Source organism: Paenibacillus sp. J22P277 (assembly GCF_059383675.1).
Map to the genome: position 1 here is coordinate 657701 of NZ_JBXENS010000005.1, position 15392 is coordinate 673092.

19 protein-coding genes and 1 pseudogene are annotated in these 15392 nt (G+C 54.4%); 18 read left to right on the forward strand and 2 right to left on the reverse strand.

Annotation, left to right across the window (positions count from 1 at the left end; all coding sequences use genetic code 11):
• Positions 1 to 76: 76 nt before the first annotated feature.
• Entirely contained in the window at positions 77 to 427 is a 351-nt protein-coding gene (locus tag AC50YL_RS20120) for a VOC family protein (RefSeq protein WP_494834224.1), read from the forward strand.
• Between the two features lie 223 nt (positions 428 to 650).
• Positions 651 to 1070, forward strand: a complete 420-nt coding sequence (locus AC50YL_RS20125; RefSeq protein ID WP_494834225.1) for a GNAT family N-acetyltransferase — start codon at positions 651 to 653, stop codon at positions 1068 to 1070.
• A gap of 39 nt (positions 1071 to 1109) precedes the next feature.
• Here the strand turns inward: AC50YL_RS20125 and AC50YL_RS20130 are convergent, their stop codons facing one another.
• Positions 1110 to 1478, reverse strand: coding sequence for a VOC family protein (locus tag AC50YL_RS20130; protein WP_494834227.1), 369 nt, complete (start codon positions 1476 to 1478; stop codon positions 1110 to 1112).
• Between the two features lie 258 nt (positions 1479 to 1736).
• On the opposite strand from AC50YL_RS20130, the gene AC50YL_RS20135 reads away from it, so the two are divergent.
• The 9 genes from AC50YL_RS20135 (at position 1737) to AC50YL_RS20175 (ending at position 9299) form a co-directional block, all read left to right on the forward strand.
• The gene (locus AC50YL_RS20135) at positions 1737 to 2357 is read left to right on the forward strand and encodes a PadR family transcriptional regulator (protein WP_494834228.1); all 621 of its coding nucleotides are present in this window, start codon (positions 1737 to 1739) and stop codon (positions 2355 to 2357) included.
• A gap of 67 nt (positions 2358 to 2424) precedes the next feature.
• Positions 2425 to 3330 carry an alpha/beta fold hydrolase gene (locus tag AC50YL_RS20140; RefSeq protein WP_494834229.1) on the forward strand — a complete coding sequence of 302 codons (906 nt, stop codon included), beginning with the start codon at positions 2425 to 2427 and terminating at the stop codon, positions 3328 to 3330.
• 284 nt (positions 3331 to 3614) lie between these two features.
• Positions 3615 to 4502: a M15 family metallopeptidase gene (locus AC50YL_RS20145; protein WP_494834230.1), complete on the forward strand. Its 888-nt coding sequence runs from the start codon at positions 3615 to 3617 to the stop codon at positions 4500 to 4502.
• 160 nt (positions 4503 to 4662) lie between these two features.
• Positions 4663 to 5343, forward strand: a complete 681-nt coding sequence (locus AC50YL_RS20150) for a response regulator transcription factor (RefSeq protein ID WP_494834231.1) — start codon at positions 4663 to 4665, stop codon at positions 5341 to 5343.
• On the forward strand, positions 5327 to 6637 hold the full coding sequence (locus AC50YL_RS20155) for a sensor histidine kinase (protein ID WP_494834232.1): 1311 nt from the start codon (positions 5327 to 5329) through the stop codon (positions 6635 to 6637). The genes AC50YL_RS20150 and AC50YL_RS20155 overlap by 17 nt, the downstream gene beginning before the upstream one ends.
• A 140-nt stretch (positions 6638 to 6777) precedes the next feature.
• Entirely contained in the window at positions 6778 to 7302 is a 525-nt protein-coding gene (locus tag AC50YL_RS20160; RefSeq protein WP_494834233.1) for a hypothetical protein, read from the forward strand.
• A 1-nt stretch (position 7303) separates the two neighbouring features.
• Positions 7304 to 7975 (forward strand): PspA/IM30 family protein, encoded by a 672-nt coding sequence (locus AC50YL_RS20165; RefSeq protein WP_494834234.1) that lies wholly within the window; start codon positions 7304 to 7306, stop codon positions 7973 to 7975.
• 505 nt (positions 7976 to 8480) lie between these two features.
• Positions 8481 to 8903, forward strand: a complete 423-nt coding sequence (locus tag AC50YL_RS20170) for a hypothetical protein (RefSeq protein WP_494834235.1) — start codon at positions 8481 to 8483, stop codon at positions 8901 to 8903.
• A gap of 21 nt (positions 8904 to 8924) precedes the next feature.
• The gene (locus tag AC50YL_RS20175) at positions 8925 to 9299 is read left to right on the forward strand and encodes a hypothetical protein (protein WP_494834237.1); all 375 of its coding nucleotides are present in this window, start codon (positions 8925 to 8927) and stop codon (positions 9297 to 9299) included.
• A gap of 164 nt (positions 9300 to 9463) precedes the next feature.
• On the opposite strand, the gene AC50YL_RS20180 is transcribed toward AC50YL_RS20175, so the two are convergent.
• Positions 9464 to 10378, reverse strand: coding sequence for an AraC family transcriptional regulator (locus AC50YL_RS20180; protein ID WP_494834239.1), 915 nt, complete (start codon positions 10376 to 10378; stop codon positions 9464 to 9466).
• A 194-nt stretch (positions 10379 to 10572) separates the two neighbouring features.
• Between AC50YL_RS20180 and AC50YL_RS20185 the strand changes: the two genes are divergently transcribed.
• From AC50YL_RS20185 to AC50YL_RS20215, 7 genes and pseudogenes are all read left to right on the forward strand, one after another.
• A complete protein-coding gene (locus AC50YL_RS20185) occupies positions 10573 to 11586 on the forward strand; it encodes an aldo/keto reductase (RefSeq protein ID WP_494834240.1) in 1014 nt (337 codons plus the stop codon).
• 184 nt (positions 11587 to 11770) lie between these two features.
• Positions 11771 to 11950, forward strand: a pseudogene (locus tag AC50YL_RS20190) (hypothetical protein); the annotation flags it as partial.
• Positions 11951 to 12115: 165 nt separating this feature from the next.
• Positions 12116 to 12805 (forward strand): hypothetical protein, encoded by a 690-nt coding sequence (locus AC50YL_RS20195; protein WP_494834242.1) that lies wholly within the window; start codon positions 12116 to 12118, stop codon positions 12803 to 12805.
• Entirely contained in the window at positions 12805 to 13293 is a 489-nt protein-coding gene (locus AC50YL_RS20200; protein WP_494834244.1) for a hypothetical protein, read from the forward strand. Before AC50YL_RS20195 ends, AC50YL_RS20200 begins: the two co-directional genes overlap by 1 nt.
• Positions 13294 to 13515: 222 nt before the next feature.
• Entirely contained in the window at positions 13516 to 14370 is an 855-nt protein-coding gene (locus AC50YL_RS20205) for an ABC transporter ATP-binding protein (RefSeq protein ID WP_494834245.1), read from the forward strand.
• On the forward strand, positions 14363 to 15025 hold the full coding sequence (locus AC50YL_RS20210; protein ID WP_494834246.1) for an ABC-2 transporter permease: 663 nt from the start codon (positions 14363 to 14365) through the stop codon (positions 15023 to 15025). The genes AC50YL_RS20205 and AC50YL_RS20210 overlap by 8 nt, the downstream gene beginning before the upstream one ends.
• Positions 15022 to 15387: a GntR family transcriptional regulator gene (locus AC50YL_RS20215; RefSeq protein ID WP_494834247.1), complete on the forward strand. Its 366-nt coding sequence runs from the start codon at positions 15022 to 15024 to the stop codon at positions 15385 to 15387. The genes AC50YL_RS20210 and AC50YL_RS20215 overlap by 4 nt, the downstream gene beginning before the upstream one ends.
• Positions 15388 to 15392: the final 5 nt, after the last annotated feature.

The window sequence follows — 15392 nt, forward strand, 5'->3', positions numbered from 1 at the left end:
AGGAATTTTTCCTAGATAGCTCGAATATCTAATGCAGCCGGATCGCTAAAAACATGATAGATAGGAGCTAGCTACGATGATAAAAGGGTTCGGGGGCATATTTTGGAGAACGAAGAATCTGGAAGCGACAAAAAAATGGTACGGTGACGTCCTGCAGATCGAAATCGCAAATTGGAACGGGACGATAATAAAACCCGAATCAGGAAATGAGACGATCTTTTCTTTCTTTACCGAGGATGACGGTTATTTTCCAACCGAACAGCAGGTGATGTTGAATTTCCAAGTCCATAATTTGGACGAGACGATGAAGCATCTTGAACATATCGGCGTGCCGCTTGCCAAGAAGAAAGAAAGCAGCGAATACGGAAGCTTCGTATGGATCGAAGATCCTGAAGGTCGGCTTATCGAGCTTTGGGAGAAATATTGAATCGTCATGCAATCGCATGATGAAAAGAACAGCCTGTCGATGGATGAATAATCCGTTTCGACAGGCTGTTTATTTATTCCGATCACAGGATAAGGGTGTTCGTCGTTATATATTCGGGTGGAGAGCGACCGCGATTCCAATGACGCGAATGCAAGACATGCGTTAGCTGCAAGGCAATTGGGCCACATGGTCAACCATACTTAAGGTCACGGAGGAACGCGACATGATTAGAGAGTTAACGGAAGAAAAGGAATGGCTCGAAGGATACCCGGTCATGAACGAATTACGAACCCATCTGAGCCAGCGTACGTATCTCGATTTTCTTCGTAAAATGAGGGAAGAAGGCTACAAAATGTTTGCGTTATACGATAATAACCAAATTGTTGCTGTAACCGGTCTAAGCATACTCACGAATTTTTACTTCGGGAAGCATGTTTTCATTTATGATCTCGTCACCAAATCCACGGCGCGATCGAAGGGACACGGCAACGAACTGCTTGCGCATATCCATCATTACGCCAGGGAAAATAGCTGCGGAATCATAGCCTTGGGCTCGGGCTTACCAAATATCGATGCCCACAGGTTCTATGAAACGAAGATGGGTTATGAAAAGGCGGCCTACACGCTTATCAAGGTGCTTTAACTAGAAGCACCAAACGGCTGTCTTCATTCGCTGCCGCTCTTACAGCGCTTCGCCGAAGTAGATCGTATGTCCCTGGTCGTCCTCGATCACGAACTCCCTCGTGCTCCACGGCGTCTCTTGCACGTCCGCGGTCAAATGGACTCCGCGCGCCTTCAGCACCTCCGCCAAGGCAGCGGCATCTTCCGTTTGCAGGTATAGATGGAAATGCTCGTTTAGCCGGGCATAGGCGATCGAGGGATCCGGATGGCAATCGTACTTGAGGTGGAAGACCTGGTTGCCCGCGCGAATGCCGGCATAGAACTCTTCATAGCGGAACGCGAGCTCCAATCCTAGCTGCTCGGTGTAGAAGCGGATGGAGCTTTCCAGATTCATCGTTCGCAGTTGCGGTATAATGCCGTGAATGCCCATTTTACTCCTCCTGCTAAATGGAATTTGAATGTAGAGAATAACAAATCATGCCAATTATACCATCCAATCGGCGTCGGCATCATCAGAATGGAAGAACAGTCGCCAATCCTTTTTATTGCGAGCATCGACGACTTGCGGCAGCACGCGATAAAGCATGAATAGTCTGGCCAGCGGTCGGTGCCGCGGGCCAGACTTTTTTTGGAAACATTTGCAAATGTCCATTGACATAGTCATTGAATGAATAGTAATATTATAACTATGAAGAACAAAACCAATAAACCCCAACGATCGCCGCTTGCGTTAGCCGTTCTCGCCCATCTGGCCGAGGAACCCATGCACCCTTACAGAATGCAGCAGTTGATCAAAGAACGAGGAAAGGACGAGGTCATTAACGTCCGTCAGCGAACCAGTATTTATCAGACTATCGAGCGCTTGCTGAGAGAGGGACTCATTGCCGTTCAAAGTACCTCAAGCGAAGGCGGGCGCCCCGACCGTACCGTTTACGAATTGACCGAGGAAGGAAGCGAAGTATCGAAGGATTGGCTGAGGGAGATGCTTTCGGTCCGCTCTCAGGAGTACCCGGATTTTCCCGCGGCCGTCTCTTTTCTCACCCTGCTGACGCCGGATGACGTTCAGCGCCAATTCGAGCGAAGGGAAGCAGCTCTGCAGGAAGCCATCCAGCGCACGGATGCGCAGCTGCTCCAATACAAGGAGACCGTTCCCCGATTGTTCATGCTGGAGGTTGAGCATAGCCGAGCCGTATTGCGTGCCGAACTGGATTGGCTGCGCGCCGTCATCGAGGATTTCCGCACCGGCGAACTCTTCTGGACTGAGGAATGGATGCGCCAAATCGCGGAGCGTCTCGGCAGTCCGCAATAGCATCGCAGGGATTGCATACGAATCAATGCGCTTCAAATGAAAAGCTACTTTCGAGGAGGAGTTTTGAATGATGAAGGCAACCGCTTTTCAATCCGGCGCTTCGACGGTGGAGCCGCTCCGTACAGTCGGCTCCGTAATATCCAGGGACGGCACATCGATCGGCTATCGGCGATTTGGCCAAGGGCCGGGCATGCTCGTGGTACATGGCGCTAATCTATCTTCGCAAAACTTCATGCAGCTCGCGGAGCGGCTGGCCGATGCGTTCACGGTCTACGTGCCTGACCGCCGCGGCCGCGGTCTGAGCGGACCGTTCGGCGATGATCACGGCATCCGTAAGGAAGTCGAAGACGTGGAGGCACTCCTGAATCATACTGGCGCCCGCCATGTCTTCGGGATCAGCTCGGGCGGGCTCATTGCGATCGAAGCAGCGCTTGCCCTGCCCGCTATTCACAAGCTCGCGCTCTACGAACCCGCACTGTTAATGAACGCCGAGCGGACGGAATGGCTGGCTCGTTACGACCGGGAGATCGCCCAAGGCAAGACGGCCGCCGCCCTCGTCACGTGCTTGAAAGGATTGCAGCTGGGCGGACCGGTGCTGAACGCCATCCCGCGGTGGCTGCTCGAGTCCATGACGAACAAGATGATGGAAACCGAGAACAAGAAGGCGAAGCAAGGCGACGTAACGATGAGCATGCTGGCTCCGACGTTGCATTACGACGGACGGTTGCTCGTCGAGATGACCGGTAAGCTGGAGCGCTATAAGACTTTGCGCGCCGAAGCGTTGTTACTGGGCGGCAGCAAGGGCTTGCCCTACTTGAAGCCTGCGCTCGACGCATTGGAGAAAGCGCTGCCGCAGGCCAAACGAATGGAACTGCCCGGACTCGATCACGGCGGAGCATGCGATGTCAGCTCGACCAATCGAGGCGGCAAGCCGGAATTGGTGGCGCAGGAACTGCGGCGTTTTTTTGCCTAGACGCATAGGTGGATGATAGTGCCGCATCGTTCGTTCATATCCATTTTGTAAGCCAATTTTAAAGAAACTGAAATCCAATCTTTAACTCGTCTTAAGGCAACCTGGCTATACTTGAACTTAACCCCCTTTTGTATATATGCCTTAGACCCGCAGCCCGTTGCTGCGGGTCTCTTTTTATGCAGCGGACTGATAGCGGTTTTCATAAATATTTAAGAATTTCAGCCGCTTTATTTTCATTTGTTTTCTTTAACCTAGCGAAAGAGAGCTCGAGGAGGAAACAAAACATGCGAAAGTGGCTTATCTTGTTTGCGGCGCTGCTGGTAATGGGATTATTGTACAATCGGTTCAAGGCGCCGGCGAATACCGCGCTTCCGATGGAAGCTACCCTGATCGGGGACCCGTCTACAACGTCAACGTCGGAGCGCCCCCCGCCGAACGACGAACTCGCGATCCGCGTCGATCGCGATCGGGTGCACGAGGGAAACTTGCTTCTCGTGAACGAGAAAATTGCCGTACCGCCCAATGATGCGGACGCCGAAGCGGTTAATTTGTATACGCATAAGGAATTGCTGAACGGCTTTGGTTTGCTGAACAGCAAGATAAAACTGTCGCCCGATTTGACGAATAAATTCGCGGCGATGATCGCGGATGCCGCCAAAGACGGAGTCGACCATTTTATCATCAACAGCGGTTACCGGGATGACAAGGAGCAACAAACGCTATACGACCAACTGGGGCCGGAGATCGCCGCGCTTCCGGGATACAGCGAGCATAACTTGGGGCTGGCGCTGGATATCGGTTCGACGTTGACGCAGATGAAGGATGCCCCGGAGGGGGCATGGCTGAAAGAGAACGCCTGGAAGTACGGCTTCATCGCCCGGTATCCGGAGGACAAGACGGACGTTACCGGCGTCATCGACGAACCGTGGCACTTCCGTTACGTCGGGCTTCCGCACAGCGCCATCATGCAAGAAAACCATTGGGCGTTCGAGGAATACTTGGATGCCTTGAAAACGCGCAAATCGATCACGGCGGTCGTCTTGAACAACACGTACGTCGTCTATTATTTCCCGGTAGCTTCGAGCTTGACGCTGCGCGTGCCCACGCTTGGCAGTTACGAAGTATCGGGCAACAATACGGACGGCGTGATCGTGACCGTACTGCAATCCTGAACGAGACCCGGTAAATCACGCGCAATTCATAAGATTCCCGTTACCCGAATAACGCCCCTGTTCGCTAAATCAGCGGAGGGGGTTATTTTTTTACCGTACTTTTACCGATTGTTTGGTATATTTAATTATTATTCCGAATGTAGCGGCGGTGAGGGTAACCATGAACATTTTGCTGGCGGAAGACGATAAGAAGCTCGGCAAGCTCGTGAAATACATGCTGGAAAAGAAAGGCGGCTACCACGTCGATTGGGTGGAGAACGGCGAGGACGCGCTCGATTATGCCCGCGGTTCGGCATATGACGTGCTCATCCTGGATTGGATGATGCCGCTCATGGACGGGGTAGACGTCTGCAAACGCCTGCGGGGCGATCGTTACGGACAAGCCATCGTCCTCTTGACGGCGAAGGATTCGCTGCAGGATAAAATTTTCGGCCTCGATGCGGGAGCCGACGACTATCTGACGAAGCCGTTCGAGATGGACGAGCTGCTCGCTCGTCTTCGCGTGCTGGCACGGCGGAATTTCGCCCCGAGGCAGTCGGATACGGTGACATTCGGGGCATTCACGCTCAATCGCGCCTCGCGCCAGCTATCGCGGGACGGCGCGGAAATTCCGCTTAGCCCGAGGGAGTATCAGCTGCTCGATTTCTTCCTGCAGAACGCAGGCAACGTGCTGACGAGAGAGGCGATTCTCGATCGCATCTGGGGGCTGGGCAGCGACGTCTCCTACAAAAACGTCGACGTTACCGTGAAGATGCTCCGGGACAAGCTGGACGATTCCGTGGGAGAACCGGTCATTTACAGCATCAGGGGGGTAGGCTACCGGTTTGAAATGGACGCTTAAAAAAGGGAAGAAGCGCGACTTGTTCCAATACACGCAGCGAAAGCTGACGGTCACCTACACCTGGCTCATCATCCTGCTTCTGGCGTTATTCGCGATCATCGTATCGCTCTTCTTCCTCTTCATGGCGTACCAGGAACAGAGCAATTCGCTTCGTTCGACCATGAATGCGACCGAGGACGGCCGCGTCGTCGTACCGGACCTGGAGAACGGCCGCGGCGACGCGTTGTACTTCTTCTACGTGCTGGATAATCGCGGTCAAGTGCTTGCGCAGAGCGATGCCATCCCGCAGTCGAGCGACCGCAATAAGGCGGCGATCGAGAAGTGGCAGCCGGACGGCGATTCGTTCCGCTTGCGTTGGCAGCCCGAGCAGCAGCAGCGTTACGGCGATCTGATGATCCGAACGGATGACCGGCTGCTCTTCGTCGGCGCGCATCCGATATTGACGACGAACGGGCCGGCTACGGTCTATGCGGCGAAGGACGTTACCTTTTACTGGGATATTCTCCGCAATCTGCTCATCGTGTTCATCGTGATTCTGATCGTTTTCATTCTTGCGGCCGTCAAGCTCAGCTCCTCGATGTCCAAGAAAGCGATGATTCCGATTCAGCTGACGTTCAAGCAGCAGCAGCAATTTCTGGCGGATGCCTCTCACGAGCTGAGGACGCCGCTCAGCATCATGAACACGTCCCTCGACGTGATCGAGCTGGAGAACGGGGATACGATGACGCCGTATGCGAAGGAAGTCGCGACGGATATGAAAGAAGAGATCGGCCGGATGAGCCGCATGGTGCAGGATCTGCTGATGCTGGCCCGGTCCGACGCAGGCTCGGTCGAGTTCGAGATGGGCGTATTCGACATGGTGCCGAAGCTCCGCCAGTGGGTGCTTGCCTTCGAAGGGGTTGCGCAGAAGAAGGCGATCGCGCTGCGGACGATGCTGCCTGCGACGCTGATCGTGAAGGGCGATCCCGAGCGGCTGAAGCAGCTGGTCTATATTCTGCTGGATAATGCGATCAAGTACACGCCCCAGGCAGGCAGGATCGATGTCGGACTTGACCCGAACCCGAGGCAATGGCGAATCATCGTCCGGGACAGCGGCATCGGGATTGCCGAAGCGGATCAGCCGCGCATCTTCGAGCGGTTTTACCGGGTCGAGAAGCATCGCTCCCGCGATGAAGGCAGCGCCGGACTTGGACTCGCGATCGCGAAGCAGATCGTGATCGCCCACCGGGGCTCGGTCGTTCTCGAGAGTGCGCCCGGAAAAGGAAGCACGTTTTCGGTCGAGTTCCCCGTCTAGCTTACGTAGATGGCGCATCCCTTTCTCTGCGGAAGACAAAGAGGAAGGGAATTTTTTTTGCCTTTACCGTACTTTTACCAAGGATCCATATAGTTGGTCGTGTAGAGACAAGAATAAGGTGAAGAAGGGATGATTCAAGCGTGGGACGCATTAGACCATGGGTGAAAAAAACGCTGCTCGTATCCGTCGTCATCGTAGCTGTCGGAGCCGGATTCAGCGTGATGGCCGGCGAGCGCGGGCGTGACGTGTCAAAAGTGGTGAAGGTTAGTCAGGCGTTTCACGGCAGCCCTGCGGGCGGCGTGAAGATCGAGGTGAGAAACGGCGGAAATGCAGGCGTGCCAGCGCCGAGCATGGAACTCCGCGACGGAGACGGGCCGATGCGCAAGCAATTCGGCGGAGAAACAACCTTGCCGGCACCGCCTCTTGCGCCGATGATCCGCGAAGGCGGCATTCGCTTCGAGCGGGGGCATGAGCATGGCATCGGCGCGGGCGTGGCGATTGGCGGGGCGATTCTGATCGCCGGACTATTGCTGTTCTGGATGGGCAAGCGAGGCAGAAGGTCGAGCGGCGCGGACGGGGCGAATGCGCTTGCCGGCATTCCGACGGCATCGGATTTCCTGGACCAATGGGAAATGCAGCAAAATCAAACGAAGGAGTCGAAGTAAGATGGGTATCTTCAGACGCGTCAAGGATGTATTTCTGGCCGAAACGAACGGGCTGATCGATAAGTGCGAGAAGCCGCTCCATATGGTGAATCAATACATGCGGGAATTCAGCATCGAGCTGGAGAAAGGGCAGCATGCCCTGGCGCGCCAGCTGTTTATCGAGAAGCGGCAAGCGGCGCTGATCGCGAATGCCGAGGCGGCAGTCGAGAAGCGTGAACGCCAAGCGAGGCTTGCGGTGGACCAGGGCGAGGATGGGATCGCGAAGCTGGCGCTGCAGGAGAAGCTGCTGCAGGAGAAGAAGCTGGCCGTCTACCGCGAGCAGTACGCCGCGATCCAGGAACAGACGAAGGTGCTTGAGGAGCGCATCGCCCAGCTGCAGGTGCAATCGGAGGAGTACAATCACCGCCGGCTGCTGCTCGAATCCCGGGTGAACGTGGCCAGCTCCCTGAAGGAGCTGAACCAGCGCGTCGTCTCGTTTCAGACGGACGGCATGGTCAGAGGCTTCGCCCGCGCGGAGGAGAGAGTGCTGATGATCGAGGCGGAGCTGGAGGCGATGCACCGTTTCAACTCTCCGGCTATGCGGTCCGCGCCGCAGTACCTCGATCCGATGCTGACGGCCGAGATCGAAACGTCGCTGGCGGAATTAAAGCAGCAGCCGGCAGCGGAAGCGTGAAACGAATGCAGGCGGGATAAGCCTGAGCAAGCGTATAAGATGCCATAGCATGAATTAAACCGGCAGATTCTGCCGGTTTTGTTATGTCCGCTATCGGCGAGACCATGCGAATCTCTTGCCGATACGCGTTGCGAAGAAGTCCTATGATGCTCGTAAGGCCGGTGATCCCCGAAGCCTGAGTGTTACCGGCTTTTTCTTAAGCGCACCGCCAAACGCGGCTGTCCAATCACTTTCAGCGAAACCGCATAGTTACCGGCACGACGTCCTCGACCGATTTCCCCGTCACGGCCGATGCCCTTCAGCCCGCGTTCGCCGGCGAGACGGACGGATTCGTGACCGTGATGAACGCGACCGGGACGGGACTCGTCTTCTCCACCTATCTCGGAGGGGAGGAATTGATAACGATGCAGGCACCGGGATCGTCGCGGATGCGCTCGGGAACCTATTCTTGACGGGCGTCACCGAGTCTCCCGAATTTCCCGTGACAGCTGGGGCGTTTCAAACGATGTTCGGAGGAGCAGCCGATGCATTCATCGCGAAGATCCAATTCGTCGGCTTATTCACCACCGGCGTCCTGCTGAATCGGGATGCGGCCGGACCGATCGCTTCCGTCGTTCAAGTGCTTATCAGCAACGACAGCATCGGCGGTTTTGCCGCGATCGAGATCGTCGCTTTCCATGTCAGCGGACCCGCCCGGATTCCGTTCGCGCATGAATTGCTGTCCGTCGCGCCGAACGCCGTGATGACCCGAAGCTATGGCGCGGCGTCGTTCGAAGCCTTTGAAATCCAGTACGTCGTCCGAGGATCGGCGTCGCAAGACGTATTGGTATCGGTTTTCCCGGCAGACGCGCACGGAAACGCAATATCCGCTTTGCGGGTGGTGCAAGCCGAAGCCACGCCGATTTTCAGAATCACGCCGATCATATAGCGAGGGAAGGAAGTGACGAGCATGCCTACATTGAGCAGCGGACCGATTATTAATAGCGGGGTTAATCCCGCGACGAATTTGAAACTATTGATCAGCAACGCGGATTTGGTTGCCGCGGCGACGATCGAGCTGGAGCTGTTCCTAATCACCCTCAGTTCGACCGGAAGCCCCAAAATCGCTACCGTTCATCAATTGTTTTCCTTGCCTCCTCAAACTGCCGCTACAAGGGAAGTCAGCGTTGCCGGGTTCCCCGCCTTTGAAGCGCAGCTTAACGTCATAGGCCCGAACGTCATCGCCGATGCGTTCGCCACGGACGCGGGCGGCAACCTGATCGCCGCGCAGCGCGTGCTTCAGTCGGAACTGTCGCCGATTGCCGCGATCACGCCCGTACCGTAACATCAAGCACCGCGTTCGAATAAATGCCGTCATCGTCATCAGGCTTTCATCTCATCAAGTTGCCGGAATCCGAGCGATAACCGACCTGAATCAGGTTAGTTGTCGCCTTCGATTCTCGGCCGGGTGGAATTGATGGCCTGATTTTGCGTTTAGGATGGAACCCTTTACTCCCCCCGCAAACGCTTGATATCGCTGATCGGAGGCAGGCCGAACAGGCGGGCGTACTCGCGGCTGAACTGCGTGGGGCTTTCGTAGCCGACTTGAAAGGCGACGTCCGCGGCGTTCCCGGATTCGGACAGTAACATGCGGCGTGCTGCCTGCAGCTGGAGCTGCTTCTGGTATTGGAGCGGGCTCATGGCAGTGATTTTTTTGAAATGCCGATGCAAGGTGGAGGGCGCCATGTTGGCGATCGAGGCGAGCTCTTCGATAGGCAAGGGAACGGTGTAATGCTGCTTTATCCGCTGCACCACGGCGGCTATTCGGTTAGCGCTGCTGCCGGTCATAGCGATCTGTTTAAGCCCGTTCCCCTGTCCTCCGCTTAGGACGCGATATAAAATTTCCCGAATGATCAGCGGGGAGAGCACCGGCACATCCTCCGGTTCATCAACGAGCCGCACCAGCCGGATAACGGCATCCAAGAGGGATGCGTTGGGCTTGCCTACGAACAAAGCTCGCCGAGAATCTCCCAGGTCATCGACTTGCATGGCAGAATCATTCAGCACATCCAGGATATCTTTGGGGTCGAATTTGAGCTGCACGCATAAATAGGGCGCATCCGGCGTCGCCTCCACGACTCGGGCGGATACAGGCAACGCTAAAGACACGACCAAATAGCTGGAGGGCGCGTACGTATAGCACTCTTCCCCCAGTACGACCGCCTTGGTGCCTTGGGCGACGATGCAGATGGCCGGCTCATGGATCGAAAACGACGGCGATGTCGCAATCGAGTTGCGGATCATGGATAGCGCCGGAATTACGGTCGGGTGCACCCCGTCCCCGTCCGCGTGATAATCGATCAGCTGCGCCAACTCTGCCTGATAGGCGACCAGAGAACCTTCGCGAGCAGGCGAATTCGGCATGACATTCCCTCCGTATTTTTTACGGTCATTATACCGCTATCGGGAGGCGGAACAAAGCCGAGGGAGAGGATTAGGCAATGATTTGCGATCATTCGGCTACCTTCCGGCTTATCAACCGACGCATAATCAAGTCGAGGGGAAGGTGAAAACTCGAACCCGGCGATTCCAAACTATCTATTATAGGAGGCAAACCAATGAAATACAGAACTCTCGGGGCAACCGGCATGACGGTCAGCGAGCTCGCGCTTGGTACGATGATGTTCGGCGCCATGGGCAACGGCAACCATGATGAATCGGTCCGGATTATCCACGCGGCGATGGATGCGGGTATCAACTTTATCGATACGGCCGACGTCTACTCGGCGGGCGAGTCCGAGGAGATTGTCGGCAAGGCGCTTAAGGGAAAGCGCGATCAGGTGGTGTTGGGAACCAAATTCGGCTTGCCGATGGGGAACGATGCCAACCGGCGAGGAGGGACGAGGCGTTGGATCATCCGCGCGGTCGAGGATAGCTTACGGCGGCTCGGCACCGACTACATCGATCTCTACCAGATGCATCGTCCGGACCCGAATACGGAGATCGGCGAGACGCTGTCGGCGCTCTCCGATCTCATTCGTTCGGGGAAGGTGCGCGCGATCGGTTCTTCCACTTTTCCGGCAGAGCAGATCGTCGAGGCCCAGTGGGTCGCGGAAAAGCACGGACATCACCGCTTCCTCACGGAGCAGCCGAGGTACTCCATCCTCAATCGAATGAACGAATCGGCCGTGCTCCCTTCGGCGCAGCGCCATCGAATGGGTGTCCTGTCCTACGGCCCGCTAAGCAGCGGCTGGTTGTCCGGACGGGCGGACCCGACGACGGGCAACCGCGCATCGCTGCAATCGCGCGCATTCGACCTCGCGGTACCGGATAATCAGTTGAAAATGGAAGCTGTTCAGCAGCTCGCTCAACTTGCCGCAGAGTCGGACATGCCGTTGGCACGCCTGGCGATCGCGTTTGTGCTGTCGCATCCGGCCATTACATCCGTCCTGATCGGTCCGCGTAAGCCGGAGCAGCTCGAGCATCTATTGGCTGGGGCAGACGCGGTACTGAACGAGGATATCCTTGATCGAATCGACGAGATCGTTCCTCCCGGCACGGATCTCAACGCAGCGGACAACACCTTCTTGACGAATCCGGCTCTGGAAGATATGCGTCTGCGCCGCAGATAACGAGGCGTGATTCCTTTCATCCGGAATCAATGAAGATGTACCGGTGGCAGGAGCCGGGAAAATGAATGCGATTTCCGTAAAACGTTAAATAACGGCCCGGTACCGCTTCGGTACCGGGTCGTTTTTATGATAAGAAGCCAGCGCGATCGTTAATCGCTCATGATGCTGACGCTGCCCCTCGAGCTTGCCGGATTCCATGAGCGAGACGGAAGCGGGGCGGTTCCGGGGGATGTTCAAGAACGGCTTATTCGAGCTGATGGGGAGCGACGCTTCGTTCGAGTTCGGTTTGAAGCTGATTCTGCTCGGGATTGAACAAGTGATCATGGAGCGGGAGAAGCAGTTGCATCGGGGATGCAGATCCTGAATTGAATGGATGCCGGATAATTGGAAAAAATAACAAGTAATTACTCATATAGAGACGAGGGGCAAAGCTTTGGATAACTTTAGGAACGAATATCGTAATCGATATTATCAAGCCAATCTTACTCCCTTCGGTACGATCCAGCTTCACCAGCGAAATCCCCATATCGTGGCATTATGGTCGGTTGCGTTTCCCGGGTTCGGCCATTTTTTGGTCCACAAATTCATCACGGGCTTCGCTTTGTTTTTTTGGGAATTTTATATCAACCAAGTCACGCATCTGAATACGGCCATGATGTATTCGTTCAACGGCGATATCGCCAAAGCAAAGGAGATTTTGGACGAAAGGTACATTTACCTCTATATTCCGGTTTATTTATTCGCCATCTGGGACAGCTACCGCACCGCAGTCGATGAAAATATGATTCATTTGTTGGCGAAAAGAGAAAATGCCAAATACACGACATTCTCGATAAACCCGTTCGGATTTAACTTCATCAGCAAGAAGGAGCCATGGATCGCATTCGCTTGGTCGATGGCCTTCCCGAGTCTCGGACAACTCTACATTCATCGGATCGTCGGCGCCTTTCTGCTTCTGATCGTGACCATCGTCGTAATCCTTAATTCGGACCTGGTTGAAGGCGTGCACTATTTTTTGCTGGGGGATTTCGCGAGAGCAAGAGAAATCGTAGACGAACAATGGTCCCTTTATTTCCCGTCGATTTATTTCTACGGCATATACGATGCTTACTCCAATACGGTGGAATTAGGAAAACTGTTTAGTTGGGAACAAGCGGATTTTTTGAAAAAGCATCATCAACCGGAAAATTTCGTCCTGCACAAAGGAGATAAAATATAATGGGCGTTCAGATATTCTCTACCTTTCAGCATTCGCATTATCTCGAGCTTGCGATCAGCGAGCTGAAAGAAAATAAGATCGAGGATATCTACGCGGTTCCACTCGATAATCGAAAAGTCGATAGCAGGCTGATTGATACGATGCACGGCGTGGACGGGACTTCCTTGGTCGACACGGCGCTCATAATGGCTATGATGTGCGGAACGATCGGGGTGGCGAGAGGGTTTGTCCTGGACTGGGGACCGGTGTTTTGGGGTTTGATCGGCTCGGCCGGCGGGTTTGCCGCCGGTTTTGCATTCGATGTCGTCAAGACGTCCTTAAGACGAAAGAAGATCAAAACCGGCAAGACCAGACTTGGTGAAATCATAATCATCGTACAGTGTAAGAGTGAGCAGTCCGAGTTGGTAGAGCAGACCTTATGGCGCAACATGGCACTTGGGGTTGCCGTTACGCGCATGCAAGGACTTGAACGAAACCAGGAGGTCTGAGCCGACAAGAACTTATGCATACGAGTTTCGATATCGGATGGTGGCGACACCTATAGAAACCTTCAGGCCCGCATAAAATGCGTCTTTTTTGATGTGATCGGGTTCTTATCGGCGCGCAATGGCCGGCATGATCGCGTTGTTGGCGGGCAAAATTGACTACAAAAACCTTCGCATGCTATATTGTGAATATACGATATACACAATTTATTGAGGAGGCATGTCATGCTGGCCTTAGACATTCGAAACTTAAACAAGAATTATCCCCATTTTCAATTAAAGGACGTAACGTTTAGGCTCGAGCAAGGCTATATCATGGGCTTTATCGGCGCCAACGGCGCGGGGAAAACCACCACCATCAAATCGATCATGAACATGATTCGTACCGATGGCGGGGAGGTCCGAATTCTGGGCAAGAACATGGCCGAACAAGAAATCGAGCTTAAACAAGAGATCGGATGCGCATTTGGCGGCATCGATTTCTACACGCGCAGCAAGATCAAAACGTTGACCGACGTGATCAAGAGGTTCTATAAGCATTGGGACGATGTCGCCTATACCGGCTACCTGAAACGATTCAAATTGGATGAGAATAAAAACGTCTCCGAACTGTCGACGGGGATGAAAGTCAAGTACGGCTTGGCCATTGCCTTGTCCCATGGCGCGAAGCTTCTCATCCTCGACGAACCGACGAGCGGGCTCGATCCGGTAGCCAGAGACGATTTGCTGGATCTTTTTCAGGAGCTTGTCGCAGGCGGCGAGATCAGCATTCTTTTCTCGACCCATATTACCTCCGACTTGGAGAAGTGCGCGGATTTCATTACCTTTATCGCGGACGGACGAATCGTTCAGAGCGCCGAGAAAGAAGAATTCAAAGCGTCCTATCGCTTGCTGAACGGCGACGAAAGCCGACTCGGCCAGTTGATCGAACGGATGATAGCCTACAAAGTGAACTCGTTCGGCTTTACGGGATTGATCCGCTCCGAAGATTTCGTTCCCTCTCCCGGCATTAAAGCGACCACCCCGAGTCTTGAGGAAATCATGATCTACATCGCGAAGAAGGAGGATGCGCATGTATAACTTGGTGATCAAAGATTTGAAATTGGCCATTCAGCCGATCTTTTTCCTCATGCCCGTATTGTTGGGCTTGTTGATGCTCATTCCCGGCTGGGCCTATTTTATTGTCCCGATGTATTTTTTCTGGATATCGGTCCCGGCCATTTTCGGCAATTTCAAAGCGCAAAACGACCTGATGTTTACGACGATGATGCCCGTAACCAAGCAGGATATCGTGAAAGCGAGGGTATTCGTTATTGTCGTCCTGGAGATCCTGCACGTCGGATTCGCGGCGATCTTCGGCCTGCTCAATGATTTCCTGTACGCGAACCTGGACATCGCCTACTATTTCTTCGCGCCGACCATGGGTTTCTGGGGTCTCTGCATGGCCATGCTGGCGCTCTTCAACGTCATCTTTATCCCCATGTACTACAAGACGGCGTACAAATACGGCTGGGCGCTGGCCATATCCACTGCGGCTGCCTTGCTTTTTGCCGCAATCGTGCAATGGCTGGGCATCCAAATCTCATCCTTGTCCGACATCTTCAACGTAACAATCGCGGATCATTGGGCGATTCACGCTTCCATCCTGATCGCGGGAATCGTGATCTTTGCGGCATTCACCTTGATTGCCGGCCGGATTGCGGTGAAACGATTGCTCAGCGTGGAGCTGCTATGAACGTATCGATCTCGAACTCATCGGAGAAACCGATCTACCAGCAGCTGTTCGAACAGATTAGCGCACAAATTCTGAGGGGCGAGCTTCCGAGCGGCTATGTCTTGCCGCCCATTCGGCAGGCTGCCCAAGAGCTTCGCGTGAGCGTCATTACCGTCAAGAAAGCCTGGGAAGAACTCGAGCGTTGCGGGCTGATCAACACCGTCACCGGCAAGGGATGCTTCGTCGCCGAATTTTCATCCGGGAAGATGCTGCAAATGCGCGATGAAATGATCTTAAAGCAAATGGAAAGCGACACGTCCTATTACAAGACCTTCGGCCTTGCCTTGGACGAGGTGATCGCGCTGTTGAAGAAGATTTATTAACCGGG

Excerpts from the sequence above, each read along its gene's own strand:
- AC50YL_RS20120 (WP_494834224.1), top strand. The coding sequence starts at position 77 with ATGATAAAAGGGTTCGGGGGCATATTTTGGAGAACGAAGAATCTGGAA.
- AC50YL_RS20125 (WP_494834225.1), top strand. The coding sequence starts at position 651 with ATGATTAGAGAGTTAACGGAAGAAAAGGAATGGCTCGAAGGATACCCG.
- AC50YL_RS20130 (WP_494834227.1), bottom strand. The coding sequence starts at position 1,478 with ATGGGCATTCACGGCATTATACCGCAACTGCGAACGATGAATCTGGAA.
- AC50YL_RS20135 (WP_494834228.1), top strand. The coding sequence starts at position 1,737 with ATGAAGAACAAAACCAATAAACCCCAACGATCGCCGCTTGCGTTAGCC.
- AC50YL_RS20140 (WP_494834229.1), top strand. The coding sequence starts at position 2,425 with ATGATGAAGGCAACCGCTTTTCAATCCGGCGCTTCGACGGTGGAGCCG.
- AC50YL_RS20145 (WP_494834230.1), top strand. The coding sequence starts at position 3,615 with ATGCGAAAGTGGCTTATCTTGTTTGCGGCGCTGCTGGTAATGGGATTA.
- AC50YL_RS20150 (WP_494834231.1), top strand. The coding sequence starts at position 4,663 with ATGAACATTTTGCTGGCGGAAGACGATAAGAAGCTCGGCAAGCTCGTG.
- AC50YL_RS20165 (WP_494834234.1), top strand. The coding sequence starts at position 7,304 with ATGGGTATCTTCAGACGCGTCAAGGATGTATTTCTGGCCGAAACGAAC.
- AC50YL_RS20170 (WP_494834235.1), top strand. The coding sequence starts at position 8,481 with ATGTTCGGAGGAGCAGCCGATGCATTCATCGCGAAGATCCAATTCGTC.
- AC50YL_RS20175 (WP_494834237.1), top strand. The coding sequence starts at position 8,925 with ATGCCTACATTGAGCAGCGGACCGATTATTAATAGCGGGGTTAATCCC.
- AC50YL_RS20180 (WP_494834239.1), bottom strand. The coding sequence starts at position 10,378 with ATGCCGAATTCGCCTGCTCGCGAAGGTTCTCTGGTCGCCTATCAGGCA.
- AC50YL_RS20185 (WP_494834240.1), top strand. The coding sequence starts at position 10,573 with ATGAAATACAGAACTCTCGGGGCAACCGGCATGACGGTCAGCGAGCTC.
- AC50YL_RS20200 (WP_494834244.1), top strand. The coding sequence starts at position 12,805 with ATGGGCGTTCAGATATTCTCTACCTTTCAGCATTCGCATTATCTCGAG.
- AC50YL_RS20205 (WP_494834245.1), top strand. The coding sequence starts at position 13,516 with ATGCTGGCCTTAGACATTCGAAACTTAAACAAGAATTATCCCCATTTT.
- AC50YL_RS20210 (WP_494834246.1), top strand. The coding sequence starts at position 14,363 with ATGTATAACTTGGTGATCAAAGATTTGAAATTGGCCATTCAGCCGATC.
- AC50YL_RS20215 (WP_494834247.1), top strand. The coding sequence starts at position 15,022 with ATGAACGTATCGATCTCGAACTCATCGGAGAAACCGATCTACCAGCAG.